The organism is Microbacterium hominis NBRC 15708 (assembly GCF_001592125.1).
GTDB classification, from domain to species: domain Bacteria; phylum Actinomycetota; class Actinomycetes; order Actinomycetales; family Microbacteriaceae; genus Microbacterium; species Microbacterium hominis.
In genome coordinates this window covers 40,990-54,316 of record NZ_BCWI01000024.1, presented here as the reverse complement: position 1 = coordinate 54,316, position 13,327 = coordinate 40,990, and the positions used below count along the sequence as shown (strand labels likewise).

The window sequence follows — 13,327 nt, the reverse complement described above, 5'->3', positions numbered from 1 at the left end:
CCTAGCGGGCAGGATGCGGGCCGTCGGGGATTCAGTCCTCGGACGGGAGCTCGGCCGCCGGTGCCCCCGCGTCGCGCCAGGCGGGGAAGCCGCCGTCGACGTGCGCGACGTTGGTGAAACCGCTCTCGCGCAGCTTCTGCGCCACCGGTCCCGAGCCGCGGATGGATCCGCAGACGATGACGATGTCCTGATCCCACTCGGTGATCTCGGCGAGCTTCTCCGGAGAGTCGAGGAGGAACTGCGCGTCGATGCGATCGCGGTCACCGCGGATCACCCCGTCTTTGGCGCGACCGGCGTCGCTGCGCACGTCGACCACGACGGCGCCGGCCGCGAACCGGTCGGCGGCCTCTTCCGGGCTGATCAGCGGGGCCTCGACGGCGGGGGTGGATGCGGGTGCGACGTGGTCGTGGGTCACGGATGTCTCCTCGTGGGTCGGGATCGGAAGGGGGTGGTCCGCATGCGTCCGACGATAGGTGCGCCCCCGCGCAGCGCCGGCCGATGCGTCGCCGGATTGCTCTGTGTGACGCCACGCTACGGATGATCACGGGCCGTGACGAACGGTGTTTGCCGTGCGCCCGTGCCGCTCTCTACCGTCAGGCAACCGGCTCGTCCCCGATGAGCCTTCCCGAGAGAACGGCCCGAAAGAGGCTTCCATGACCGACACCCTGGCCCGCGCCACCGGCGCGTCCGCGACCGCCCCCGGATCGCCGCCCGACGGCGACCGGTGGGACCTCGGCACCATCCGCGTCGTCCGCACGAAACACTGGTTCCGCTGGGCGCTCGCGGCCGTCGTGATCTTCGTCCTCGCGCAGTTCGCGTGGTCGCTCGTGACCAACGAGAACTACGAGTGGGACGTGTTCGCGCGCTACTTCGTCTCCGAGCCGGTCCTGCGCGGACTCGGCCTGACGCTGCTGTACACGGCGGTCTCGGCCGTGATCGGCTTCCTCCTCGGGACGCTGATCGCCCTGGCCCGCCTCGCGAAGTCGCCGCTGCTGAACAGCGCCGCCTGGCTGTACATCTGGTTCTTCCGCTCGGTGCCGCTCGTCGTGCAGCTGGTGGTCTGGTACAACCTCGGCTACCTCTACCCCACCCTCGGCCTCGGAACGCCGTTCACGACGGACTTCTGGATCGTCGAGTTCCCCACCGTCCAGCTGATCTCGGCGTTCGCAGCCGGCGTGCTCGGTCTCTCCCTCCACCAGGCCGCCTACTCGGCGGAGATCATCCGCGGTGGACTGCTGTCGGTGGACCAGGGACAGCTGGAGGCCGCCGCCTCGCTCGGCATCCCACCCCGCCGCCGCCTCACCCGCATCGTGCTCCCGCAGGCCATGCGCTCGATCGTGCCCAACGCGACCAACGAGGTCATCGGTCTCGTCAAGGGGACGTCGGTGCTCTTCGTCATCGCCATCCCCGAGCTGTTCTACGCGGTGCAGGTCATCTACAACCGCAACAGCCGCGTCATCCCGCTGCTGCTGGTCGCGGTGGTCTGGTACACGATCGTCACGACGATCCTGAGCATCGCGCAGTACTACATCGAGCGCCACTACGCCCGCGGAACCGTGCGCGTGCTCCCGCCCACGCCGGTGCAGAAGGCGCGCGCGTGGATCGCCGCGCAGTGGGCGCGCCTGGCCGACGAGAACCCGACAGCGGCGCGACCGGTGTCGCACGACGAGAAGGTCGCAGGACGGTCATGAGCGCGACGACGGGACTCGTGGAGATCCACGACGTGCACAAGAGCTACGGCGGCATCGAGGTGCTCCGCGGCATCCATCTGACGATCGCCCCCGGCGAGGTCGTGGCGATCCTCGGCGCCAGCGGCTCGGGCAAGTCGACCCTGCTGCGCACCATCAACCACCTCGAGACGGTGGATGCCGGCTCGGTCACGGTCGACGGCGAGTTCATCGGCTACGAGAAGCGCGGCGGCGTCCTCCACGAGCTGCGCGAGCGCGACGTGCTCGCGCGACGCACGCAGATCGGCATCGTCTTCCAGAACTTCAACCTCTTCCCGCACCTGACCGCCCTGGAGAACGTCACGGAGGCGCCGATCGCCCTCGGGCGACACTCCAAGGAGGATGCCCGCGAGCTCGGGCTGGGGCTGCTGGACCGCGTGGGCCTCGCGGACAAGGCCGACCGCTACCCGCGCCAGCTCTCCGGCGGTCAGCAGCAGCGGGTGGCGATCGCCCGCGCGCTGGCCCTCGCACCGAAGGTGATCCTGTTCGACGAGCCGACGAGCGCCCTCGATCCGGAACTGGTCGGCGAGGTGCTCGACGTCATCCGCGACCTCGCGCAGCTCGGCACCACGCTGGTCATCGTCACCCATGAGGTCGGCTTCGCACGCGAGGTCGCCGACCGCGTCGTCTTCCTCGACGGCGGTCGCATCATCGAGCAGGGTCCGCCCTCCGAGGTCCTCGTGCGTCCGCAGCACCCCCGCGTGCAGGAGTTCCTCGCCAAGGTCCTCTCCTGACAACCCCACCGCAGATCACACCCGACACAGAAAGCAGAACACAGCACATGGCCATCAGCAAGAAGCAGGGCATCGCCCTCGGCATCGCGGTCGTCGCCGTCGCCGCGATCGTCGGCGGCATCGTCACGGCGGTCAGTCTCAACGGCTCGGCGACCGCCGCCGAGCCCGGCCCGACCGAGACCAGCGCGAACGTGTCCACCTCCGACATCCACTGGGTCCACCTGGACTCGTCCGTCCCCGCCGCCGTCGAGGCGCTCAAGGAGAGCGGCTTCACCCCGATCGAGCCCGGGAAGCTCACCGTCGCGATCGGCGCCTTCGTCCCGCCGCTGAGCTACCAGCCGGAGGGCACCTCGGCCGCGACGGACGTCGCGGGCACCGAGCCGAACATCGGCTCGCTCATCGCCGAGGCGCTGGGGCTGGAGTACAACCCCGTCGTGGTCGCCTGGGCCGACTGGCCGCTCGGCATCCAGTCGGGCAAGTACGACCTCATCGCGTCGAACGTCACGGTGACCGAGGAGCGCAAGGAGCTGTACGACTTCGCGAGCTACCGTGTCGACCAGCTCGGCTTCTACGTGAAGTCCGACAGCGCGATCACCTCCATCGCGGGCTCCGACGACATCTCGGGGCTGAAGATCATCGTGGGCTCGGGCACGAACCAGGAGAAGGTGCTGCTCGCCTGGAACGCGGAGCTCGAGAAGAAGGGCAAGGCGCCCGCTGAGCTCGTCTACTACGACGACAACGCGGCCGCGACGCTCGCGATCCAGTCGGGTCGCGCCGACGCCACCTTCGGCCCCAACGCGACCTCCGCCTGGGCCGCGCGCGAGACCGGAGACACCAAGCTCGTCGGGCTGGTGTCGGGCGGCTGGCCGCTGACGGCCAACATCGCGGCGGCGACGAAGAAGGGCAACGGCCTCATCGAGCCGGTCCAGATCGCCCTCAACGCCATCATCGACGGCGGCCAGTACGACGAGCTCCTGAAGACCTGGGGTCTGGAGGGCGAGCGGGTCGACAAGAGCGAGGTCAACCCGCAGGGTCTGCCGAAGTCCTGAGTCCACGCCCTCCCACCGGCCGGTCCCGTCCGCGGGACCGGCCGGTATCCTCGTCCTCTGGAGATCCCATGCCCCCTTCTTCCCCCGTCCCCGCTCCCGCGGCGCCCGCGCGAGCGGCCCACGACCCGGCGTCGCCGGCCGACGCCGTCACCATCCGCCTCGTGCGCACCGAGGAGTACGCGCGCGCCGGCGAGGTGACCGCCGCGGCGTACCTCGCCAGCTACGGCGCGCTGTCCGACGGTTATCTCGCCTCCCTGCGCGACGTCGCCTCCCGCGTGCGCGCGGGCGACGTGTGGGTGGCCGTCGACGACACGGGAGAGATCGTCGGCACCGTGTGGGTGTCGCGGCCGAACCGGGCCCTCAACCCCGACATCGGACGGCCGGGCGAGACCGACTTCCGCCAGCTCGCGGTCGCCCCGTCGGCGCGCGGCCGCGGCATCGGCGCCGCGCTGACGCGCCACGTCATCGCGCTGGCCCGCGAGCGCGGCTCGCACCGCGTCGTCATGAACTCGGGTCCGGAGATGACCGGGGCCCACGCGCTGTACGCGAAGCTGGGGTTCCGCCGGCTGCCCGACCGGGAGCAGGCACGCGAGCTCGAGCCGGGCCGCATCGTCACGCTCCTCGCCTTCGGCTACGACCTGGCTCCCGCACCCGCGCCCCCTGCCGAGCGCGCCCCCGACGAGCGCGGGCGACTGCTCGAAGTCCCCTGGGCCGACACCCGCGCCGCCGCGCTCCGCGAGCTCATGGATGCCGAGGTCGGCCCCCGCTACGCCGACCGCTTCCGCGACGGCGACCCGTCCGTCGCCGAGAGGGCGTTCGCCGTCGACCCCGCGACGATCGTCGCCACCCTGATCGCCCTCGACGAGGACGGCACCCCGGTCGGGCACGCCGCGCTGCGCGATCTCGCCCACGACGGCATCCGTGACCTCGAGATCAAGCGCTTCTTCGTGCACCCCCGCGCGCGCGGCCGTGGCGTGAGCCGGGCCCTGCTCGCGGAGTTGGAGCGCATCGCACAGCACCGCGGCGCGCGCCGGCTCATCCTGCAGACCGGGGACCGGCAGCACGACGCCGTGGCGCTCTACGAGAAGGCGGGCTACACCCCCATCGGGATCTACGAGCCCTACACGCCGTTCGCCTTCTCGCACTGCTTCGCGAAAGAGATCCCGGCGCGAGAGGTCCCGGCGCGAGAGGTCCCGGCGAGCGGGCCCGGCGAGCGCTGACCGCTCAGGCCGGCACCGGCGCCGTCGCGCCGTGCACGCGCGAGACGGGGGTCTTCTCGCCCGCCTCCACCGCGATCGGCAGCCGGTTCTCGCTCGGCGGCAACGGGCACGTCGCGAAGTCGGTGTACGCGCACGGCAGGTTCGTCGCGCGGGTGAAGTCGATCGCCGTCCAGCCGTCCGCATCGGGGGCGTCCACCGCGACCGAGCGGTTCGCCGCGTAGGTCGTGCGCCCGCTCGTCGCATCGGTGAACAGCACGAGGAGGCCGCCGCCGTGACCGGGGAAGGCGGTGAGGGCGAGCGTCTCCCCCTCCCAGGCGAACTCCAGGCGGCCGGGCGCGTCGTAGACGTGGGTGAGACCGTCGACGGCCGAGCCGACCTCGGTCGGACGCGGGGTCTCGAACGGCACGAAGCGGGCGGGCACGCGCCACCGCGCGTCGGGGAGGTAGGCGGGCGTCCCCGGATACGCGACCAGGAACGGGTGGTCGGCGCGCCGGGGACGCACGATCGTGTGGCCCCCGCGGCGGGCGAGTTCGATCGCGCCCTCGACGTCACCGTCGGTGAAGCCCAGGAGCACGGAGGCGCGCTCGGGCAGCGTCCCGAAGACGTGGCGCCCGCCGATGGCGACGCCGTCCAGGGTCAGGGTCTCGCCCGCGGCCAGGTCGACGACGGCGCCGTCCACTCCGACGCTCCACGCCCCCGGCGCGCCCTCCAGGCGCACCGGGTCGGCCGAGAGCCAGGCCAGCCCGGTGATCGCGTGGAAGCCCAGCGGACTGTTGCGTCGCTCCTCGTGCGCGAGGTGCCATGTCTCCCACTCGTGGGCGAACCGCGCCCGCTCGACGTCCGCGGTGATCGTGCTGGTCATGTTCTCTCCTCGTGGGGATGGGGGTGGGGTGGGTCTCAGGCGGGGATGTCGGCGGCCACGTGCGCGGCGACGAGCGGCAGCACGGCGTGGCGGACGTCGTGCAGGATGTGACGGTACTCCTCCGGCGCGAACGCGTAGGGAAGCGCGAGACGCAACTCGGTGCGCCCGTCGAAGGCGGGATCGGCCGCCAGGCGCTCGGCGATCTCCTCCGCACTGCCGAGCAGGTCGCGCTGGAACACGATGCGGCGCGCGCCCACGGTGACGGGTCGCTCGGTGCGGGCGTGGCGCTCGGCCACGTACGCGGCGTAGTGGGCGCGCTGCGCGGAAGTGGCCGAGTCGGTGGGCAGGATCACCCGCTCGACCGCGACCGCGGCGCCCTCGCCGCGGAACAGCCGGCGGTACTCGGCGATGTGGATCGCCTGCGCCTGCTCGAAGGTGTCGGCGACATGTCCGTCGCCGACGTTGCCGAGCAGCAGCTTCAGCCCGTTCTGCGCCGCCCACCGCACGGAACGCAGCGACCCGCCGCCCAGCCAGACGCGCCGGCGCAGGTCGGCGACGTGCGGCTGGATGCGCGGCACCTGCGGGCCGTAGGGCGTCGAGAGCGGCTCGCCGCCCAGCTCGCGGCCCTCAAGGGCCTCAAGGAAACGCGTGATCAGCGCGAAGGGGTCGGTCTCGGCATCCGCGTCGGGCCGGGCCAGGGACCGCAGGAGGTCCTGGTGCGGCGTCGAGGTCGAGATGCCCACATTGACGCGGCCGCCCGACAGCGCGTCGACGGTGGCGAAGTCCTCCGCGAGACGGAACGGGTTCTCGTGACCGAGGGGCACGACGTCGCTCTCGAGCCGGATGCGCCGCGTGCGCTGCGTGGCCGCGGCGAGCACGGTGAGCGCCGACGAGATGCCGCGCTCGAGATGCCGTTGCCGCACGCCCGCCACGTCGAAGCCCAGCTCCTCCGCGAAGGCGATGAGGGCGAGCGTCTCCTCGAGGCCCCGCGACGGGTCGTCTTCCGGATAGCTGCCGGCGACGATGATCCCGGTGCGCGCGATGACGCCGCGCGTCGCGGCATCCCCGGTCATCGCGCCGCCTCCGCCCGGGCGCGGGGCGTCCGCACCCGTGCAGCGCCGTCGGGATCGTGGAAGGTGCGCACCACGTCGTCGAGCGCGGTGACGGTGAGCTCGAGCGACGCGAGGTCGATGCGCTCGTCGTTGCCGTGGAAGAGCCGCCGGAAGGTGCCGTAGTCCCAGCGTTCGCTGAGGACGCCGAAACCGTATGCGGGGATGCCGCGGCGACGGTAGAACCGCCCGTCCGTCCCGCCGACGCCGAGCATGGGGAGCAACTCCGCTCCCGGATGCGCGCGACGCACGGCCGAGCCGATCGCCGCGTAGAGCGGCGTGTCGATGGGCGAGAGGGTCGCCTCGCCGAACCAGTCGCCCTCGATCTCGATGTTCTCGATCAGATCGCCGAGCGCGTCGCGCAGCTGCCCCTCGACATCCTCGCGGGTGACACCGGGCAGGATGCGGATGTCGAGCTGGATCGTCGCCTCTCCGGGGATGACGTTCCCCTTCTCCCCGGCGCGCACGATGTTGGGCGAGACGGTCGTGTGGGTCGAGGCGTGCGCGAAACCGGCGAGCCCGCCCAACCGCGGGAGGGCGTCGTCCAGGCGCTCGGGGTCGAGGAGATCGGCTCTCGTCGCCGCATCCAGATCCAGCGCCCGGGCGTAGTCGCGCCACTGCGGCGTGATGACGGCGGGTGAGCGATGCCGGGCCAGACGCGTGACGGCCTCCGCCGCGATCACCGCGGCGTTGCGGGCTCCCCAGGGTGCCGAGCCGTGGCCCGGGGATCCCGTGACGCGCAGCAGTCGTCCGGCGCCGCCCTTCTCCCCGACCATCACCGTGATCCCCGGCGCCTTTCCCGCGTGCGCGCCGCCCGACTCCGTCAGCACGTAGTCGGCGTCGATGAGGTCGAGCCGATGTTCGGTGAGCCACTCAACCCCGAACCGGCTGCCGTTCTCCTCGTCCGCCACGGCCGCGAAGACGAGATCGCCGCGCGGACGGAAGCCCTCGACGGCGAGGTTGCGCGTCACGACGGCGTAGGCCGCTGTCAGGTTGAGCATGTCGATGGCGCCCCGTCCCCACAGCACGCCGTCGACGATGTCGGCCGCGAACGGGTCGCGCGACCATCCCGCCGCCTCCACCGGGACGACGTCGGTGTGCCCGACGAGGGCGAGGGAAGGGGCGGCGAGGTCGGTGCCCTCGATGCGGATGACGAGCGAGGTCCGGCCCGGATGAGGCTCGACCGTGACGCCTTCCAGGCCCGACCCCTCGAAGAAGCGCGACAGGGTCTCCACCTGTCGGTGCTCGCCGCCGCCGTCGGGCGTGCCGTCGTTGACGGCCGCGCCGCGGATGAGATGCTGCAGCAGATCGACGGTCTGACGTCCGAGGGCGCTCATGCGGCGTCCTCGCGTCGGAGTCGGCCGCCGGGCACCGCGTCGAGCAGGCGTCGCGTGTACTCCTCGCGGGGCGCCGTGAGCACCCGCGCGGTCGGCCCCTCCTCGACGACGCGGCCCCCGCTCATCACGACGACCCGGTCGGAGATCTCGCGGACGACCGACAGGTCGTGGCTGATGAAAAGGTAGGCCACTCCCGACTCGGCCTGGATGTCGGCCAGCAGCGCGAGGATCTGCGCCTGCACGGAGACGTCCAGCGCCGAGACCGCCTCGTCGAGCACGACCAGGTCGGGGCGCAGCGCGAGGGCCCGGGCGATCGCCACCCGCTGATGTTGGCCGCCGGACAGCTCGGCGGGCCGGCGGTGTGCGAACGCGGCCGGCAGCGCGACCTGATCGATCAGCGCCGCGACGCGCGCCGCACGGGTCGCCCGGTCGACGCCGTACGCCCGCAGCGGCTCGTCGACGATGTCGGCGACGCTGAAGCGCGGGTCGAGGGAGGCGTAGGGGCTCTGATGCACGAGCTGGAACCGGCGGCGCAGCGCCCGCAGCTCCTCGCGCCCGGCGTGCACCAGATCGATGCCGTCGAAGAGGATCTCCCCCGCGCTCGGGCGCTCCAGCCGCAGGGCCAGTCGCGCCGTGGTCGTCTTGCCCGACCCGGACTCGCCGACCACGGCGACGGTCTCGGCGCGGCGGACGGTGAGCGACACGTCGTCGACGGCGACGAGCGATCGACGTCCGGGGAGGGCGAACTCCTTCCGCACGCGCGCGAGTTCGAGCAGCGGTGGGGCGGTCGATGCCCCCGCGGCCTGCGGTGCGCGCTCCCGCCGCATCGCGCCGGGGGCGGCGGCGAGGAGCGCGCGGGTGTACGGATGCTGCGGCGCGGTCAGGATCTCGCGCGCGTCCCCCTCCTCGACGATGCGCCCGTGCTGCATCACGATGATGCGGTCGGCCCGGTCGGCGGCGACCCCCAGATCGTGAGTGATCAGGAGCACGGCGGTGCCGAGGTCGCGGGCGAGGATGTCGAGGTGGTCGAGGATCTGCTTCTGCACCGTCACGTCGAGGGCGCTCGTCGGCTCGTCCGCGATGATGAGCTCGGGGTCGGCGGAGAGGGCGGCCGCGATGAGGGCGCGCTGTTTCATCCCTCCGGACAGCTGATGGGGGAACTGCCGTGCCCGCGCCTCGGGTTCGGGGATACCGGCGAGGCGCAGCAGCTCCACGGCGCGCGCATCGGCGCCGCGCGCGTCCGCCAGTCCATGGATGACCAGGGGCTCGCCCACCTGACGCCCGACGCGCTTGACGGGGTTGAGGCTCGTCGTCGGGTCCTGCGGGATGAGCGCGATCCGACGGCCGCGCACGTCGCGCCAGGACCGAGGCGACAGCGCCGAGATGTCGTCGCCGGCCAGTCGGAGGGTCCCGGCATCCACCGTGGCGTTGGCGGCGAGCAGACGGATGATCGCGTGGGCCGTCGTGCTCTTGCCCGATCCCGACTCGCCGACGATCGCGACGATCTCGCCGCGACCGACGGTGAACCCGACACCGTCGACGGCGGTGCGCGAGCGCCCGTCGACCGTGTAGGACACGGACAGGTCCTCGACCTCGAGCACGGCGCTCATCGACGTCCCCCGTCGCGCTCGAGGGCGCGGGCGACGCGGTTGGCCGACAGGACGACCGCGACGATGACGAGCCCGGGAAGCGTCGTCAGCCACCACGCCACCGCGAGGTAGTCGCGACCGCCCGACACGAGCGAGCCCCACTCGGGCGCCGGAGGCGGCGCCCCGAAACCGAGGAAGGACAGCGAGGAGATCGCGAGCACCATGACGCCGAACTCGAGCGCGGCCAGCGCGACGACGGGCCCGGCCGCGTTCGGGAGCACGTGGCGGCGGAGGATCGTGTACCAGCGCACCCCCGACACGCGGGCGGCCTCGACGTACACGGCCGTGGCGATCGAGAGCACCTCGGCGCGCATCACCCGCGAGAAGGAGGCGATGCTCGCCAGGCCCACGGCGACGGCGACGTTCAGCGTGCCGAAGCCGAGGGCGGTGATGAGGGCGAGGGAGAGCAGCAGGCTGGGGATCGCGAGGAGGACGTCCATGATGCGCATGATCGCGTCGTCCACGATGCCCGGGAGGAAGCCGGCGAGCAGCCCGAACAGCGACCCGACCGTGAGCCCGACGACGACCGCGACGCTCGTGGCGGCCAGCGAGGTCGCCGAGCCGTAGACGACCCGCGAGAACAGGTCGCGCCCGAGGTTGTCCGTCCCGAACCAGTGCGCGGGGCCGGGAGGCTGCAGCCGATCGGCGGGGACGCCCTCGATCGGGTCCCACGCCGTGAACCAGGTCGGGAAGAGGGCCCACAGCGTCACCAGCACGAGGACGAGCACCGCCAGCGCGAGCGAGGGCGCCACGCGCCGCGACCGGGGCCGCGCCGCGGCGGTCGCCGCCGCGGGGATGCCCGCCGCCGGCGGGACGGTCGGGACGTCCGGCTCCGCCGCGGGGATGCCGGGGGCGGGCGAGCGGTCGGTGACCGAGATCACGGTGTCGACGGTCATGGTGCTCCTTGTCGGAGGGTCGGGCCCGGGGTCAGGCGGCGGCGAAGGCGCTGCGGGCGAGGGTGATGCGGCGATCGACGAGGGGATAGATCAGGTCGACGACGAGGTTCGCGACGACGAACACGAGCGCGGCGAACACGACGACGATCTGCACCACGGGCACGTCGCGGTTGTTGACCGCCGTGACGACGAGGCGCCCGACGCCGAGGCGCGAGTACACGGTCTCGGTGACCACGGCGCCCGACAGCAGGCCTCCGATCAGCACACCGAGCATCGTGAGGCTCGGGATCGCGGCGTTGCGGAAGGCGTGTCCGAGCTGCACCCGCGCTTCCCCCGCACCCTTGGCCCGCACGACCTCGACGTAGGGCTGGGCGAGGGTCGCCCGGAGGCTGCGCGCGAGCAGCTGTGCGACGAAGGCGCCCGAGGGGATCGCGATCGTGAGCGCGGGCAGGACGAGACTGACGAACCCGGCGTCTGCGACGGACGGGAACAGGCGCAGGCGGAACGAGAACGCCTGCAGCAGGAGCAGCCCGATCCAGAACACGGGGATCGAGACCCCGATCGGCGGCAGCGCGGAGAGGAGGTTGCGCAGCCATGCGGGTCGCGCGAGCGACGCGGCCAGGGCGAGGCCCACCCCGAGCGCGATCGACAGGAGGAACGCGAACGAGGTGAGGGCCAGCGTCGGCGGCAGCGCCTCCGCGAGGAGGGCGGATGCGGGGCGTCCGGTCTGCGTCGAGACGCCGAAGTCACCGGTCAGCGCTCGGCCCAGCGCCGCGAGGTACTGCTCCCAGAGCGGCCGGTCGAGGCCGAGCTGGGTGCGCAGCTTCGCGACGAGCTCCGGGTCGACGGCATCCTGATCGCCTCCCCCGGCGAACAGCGTCGCCGCATCGCCCGGCAGGAGGTAGAGGATGAGGAACGAGACCGTGTAGGCCGCCCACAGCACGAGCAGCCCCTGCCCGGCTCTCCGTCCGACGTAACGCAACCACACGATCTCGCTCCTCATCGTCGTCACCTCCTCGCTGCCGCTGCGCGCCTCACGGGGTGACCCAGGCGTCGTAGAAGTCGAGGCGGCTCGACGCCTCGAACGTCAGGTCGTGCACCTTCACGGATGCCGTGATGGTCGTCGACAGCTGGTAGATCGGGATGGAGGAGGCGTCCGTGACGAGCAGGGTCGCGGCCTCGTCCACGAGCTTCTGCCGCTGGGCGCGGTCGGTGGTCGCCGCCTGCTGGGCCAGCAGCTCGTCGATCGGCTCGACGGCCGTCCGCTTGGTCGCGTTGTTGGTCCCCTGCGAGGAGAAGACGGTCCGCAGCACGTCGGGGTCGGCGCGCGTCAGGTTCCCGTAGCTGAAGTCGTAGTCGCCGTCCGCCTGGGCCGCCTGCACGTCGGCGATGGAGGCGAACTTCAGCTGGAGGTCGACACCGATCTGCCGAAGCTGCTGCTGCACGAGCTCGAGGACCTCCTTCGGCGACTGCCAGTACGTCACGAGGAAGCTCAGCTTCTCGCCGTTCTTCTCGCGGATGCCGTCGGAACCGACGGTCCAGCCGTCGGCGTCGAGGAGCTTCTTCGCGGCATCCGGGTCGTACACGAGCTCGGCGCTCAGGTCGGTGAAGTACGGCGTGGACGAGGACAGCGGCGACACCGCGGGCTTGTCGTCGGGTCCGAGCAGCGACGACGTGATCTGCTCGCGGTCGATCCCCTTCTGGATCGCCTGCCGCACGGAGACGTCCGCGAGCTTCGGGGTCGACTGGTTCGCATACAGGTTGTAGACCACTCCGGGGTTGGCGCGGTTGTGGGACCAGAAGTCGGCGGTCTGGAAGAGGGGCGCGTCCGTCGTCGCGATGCCCGTGGTCGCGTCGATCTGACCGGACTGCAGGCTGCCGGTGCGGTTTCCCGACTCGGGGATCACGACGTAGGTGATGGTGTCCAGGTACGCGTCTCCGCTGTGCGCGGCGGTGGGCGGCGCCCAGTCGTAGCCTGCCCGGCGCTCGAGCACGGCGCCCTGGTTGGGGGTGTAGCTCTTGACCGAGAACGGTCCCGAGCCGACGTACTTCCCGAGGCAGCGGTCCGCCTGGCTGACGGACGCGGTCGCGGGCGAGAGCAGCCCGAGCGTGAAGGTCGACGTCGCCTGCAGGAACTGCGCGCTGGGCGCGGAGAAGTCGATGACGACGGTGCTCGCGTCGGGTACCTCGATGCTCTTCAGCCCGGCGAGGTAGGAGGACCCGAGGGTCGCTTTGGCGCCGAGGGCCTGGATGGCCTCGAAGTTGGTCTTGACGGATGCCGCGTCGATGGGGGCGCCGTCGGCGTAGGTGGCGCCGCCACGCAGCGTGAAGGTGAAGCTCGTCGCGTCGTCGTTGACCTTCCACGACTGCGCGATCCACGGGAGGATGTCGCCGGTCTGCGGGTCCTGGGTCGTGAGGGAGGCGACGGTCTGGCGCGCGATGGCGATCGCGTCGTTGTTGCCGACCTGCTGCGGGTCGATGCACTGGCTGTCGACGGAGATCGCGAACGTGAGGTTTCCGCCGGGCACGGCGCTGGCCGATGACGCGGTGGGATCGGCCGCCGGGGTGCCGCCGGCGCACGCGGTGAGCGCGAGGGCGAGTGCTCCGCCGGCGACGCCGATCGACGCTGCGCGTGATCTGGTGAGGGACATGTCTGGACTCCAAGCTGTGTGAGGGCGGGATGCGGTGCTCCCGCACTCCAGGTTCGTCAGGGCCCGGTCGCGACGCGAAGGGCGTCGTCATCC

General features: G+C 72.0%; 12 protein-coding genes. 4 read left to right on the top strand and 8 right to left on the bottom strand.

Annotated elements, in window-relative coordinates:
* Positions 1 to 31: 31 nt before the first annotated feature.
* On the bottom strand, positions 32 to 415 hold the full coding sequence (locus tag MHO01S_RS15090) for a rhodanese-like domain-containing protein (protein ID WP_061782544.1): 384 nt from the start codon (positions 413 to 415) through the stop codon (positions 32 to 34).
* A gap of 238 nt (positions 416 to 653) precedes the next feature.
* Between MHO01S_RS15090 and MHO01S_RS15085 the strand changes: the two genes are divergently transcribed.
* The 4 genes from MHO01S_RS15085 (at position 654) to MHO01S_RS16985 (ending at position 4,730) form a co-directional block, all read left to right on the top strand.
* Positions 654 to 1,691: an amino acid ABC transporter permease gene (locus tag MHO01S_RS15085; protein ID WP_060960857.1), complete on the top strand. Its 1,038-nt coding sequence runs from the start codon at positions 654 to 656 to the stop codon at positions 1,689 to 1,691.
* A complete protein-coding gene (locus MHO01S_RS15080; RefSeq protein ID WP_061782543.1) occupies positions 1,688 to 2,461 on the top strand; it encodes an amino acid ABC transporter ATP-binding protein in 774 nt (257 codons plus the stop codon). Before MHO01S_RS15085 ends, MHO01S_RS15080 begins: the two co-directional genes overlap by 4 nt.
* Positions 2,462 to 2,508: 47 nt before the next feature.
* Complete coding sequence (locus tag MHO01S_RS15075; RefSeq protein WP_060960859.1) at positions 2,509 to 3,510, top strand: ABC transporter substrate-binding protein; 1,002 nt, start codon at positions 2,509 to 2,511, stop codon at positions 3,508 to 3,510.
* A 68-nt stretch (positions 3,511 to 3,578) separates the two neighbouring features.
* Complete coding sequence (locus tag MHO01S_RS16985; RefSeq protein WP_255266111.1) at positions 3,579 to 4,730, top strand: GNAT family N-acetyltransferase; 1,152 nt, start codon at positions 3,579 to 3,581, stop codon at positions 4,728 to 4,730.
* Between the two features lie 4 nt (positions 4,731 to 4,734).
* Here MHO01S_RS16985 and MHO01S_RS15060 read toward each other — a convergent pair whose 3' ends face one another.
* From MHO01S_RS15060 to MHO01S_RS15030, 7 genes are read right to left on the bottom strand one after another with little or no spacing between them, the layout of a single operon-like run.
* On the bottom strand, positions 4,735 to 5,592 hold the full coding sequence (locus MHO01S_RS15060; protein WP_060960860.1) for a DUF1684 domain-containing protein: 858 nt from the start codon (positions 5,590 to 5,592) through the stop codon (positions 4,735 to 4,737).
* A 35-nt stretch (positions 5,593 to 5,627) separates the two neighbouring features.
* The gene (locus MHO01S_RS15055; RefSeq protein ID WP_060960861.1) at positions 5,628 to 6,665 is read right to left on the bottom strand and encodes an LLM class flavin-dependent oxidoreductase; all 1,038 of its coding nucleotides are present in this window, start codon (positions 6,663 to 6,665) and stop codon (positions 5,628 to 5,630) included.
* Positions 6,662 to 8,038 carry a M20/M25/M40 family metallo-hydrolase gene (locus MHO01S_RS15050; RefSeq protein WP_082734280.1) on the bottom strand — a complete coding sequence of 459 codons (1,377 nt, stop codon included), beginning with the start codon at positions 8,036 to 8,038 and terminating at the stop codon, positions 6,662 to 6,664. The genes MHO01S_RS15055 and MHO01S_RS15050 overlap by 4 nt, the downstream gene beginning before the upstream one ends.
* Positions 8,035 to 9,648, bottom strand: a complete 1,614-nt coding sequence (locus tag MHO01S_RS15045; RefSeq protein WP_061782542.1) for a dipeptide ABC transporter ATP-binding protein — start codon at positions 9,646 to 9,648, stop codon at positions 8,035 to 8,037. The genes MHO01S_RS15050 and MHO01S_RS15045 overlap by 4 nt, the downstream gene beginning before the upstream one ends.
* Positions 9,645 to 10,583 carry an ABC transporter permease gene (locus tag MHO01S_RS15040; protein ID WP_082808097.1) on the bottom strand — a complete coding sequence of 313 codons (939 nt, stop codon included), beginning with the start codon at positions 10,581 to 10,583 and terminating at the stop codon, positions 9,645 to 9,647. The genes MHO01S_RS15045 and MHO01S_RS15040 overlap by 4 nt, the downstream gene beginning before the upstream one ends.
* Before the next feature lie 31 nt (positions 10,584 to 10,614).
* Positions 10,615 to 11,586 (bottom strand): ABC transporter permease, encoded by a 972-nt coding sequence (locus tag MHO01S_RS15035; RefSeq protein ID WP_060960863.1) that lies wholly within the window; start codon positions 11,584 to 11,586, stop codon positions 10,615 to 10,617.
* 31 nt (positions 11,587 to 11,617) lie between these two features.
* Complete coding sequence (locus MHO01S_RS15030; protein ID WP_060960864.1) at positions 11,618 to 13,234, bottom strand: ABC transporter substrate-binding protein; 1,617 nt, start codon at positions 13,232 to 13,234, stop codon at positions 11,618 to 11,620.
* Positions 13,235 to 13,327: the final 93 nt, after the last annotated feature.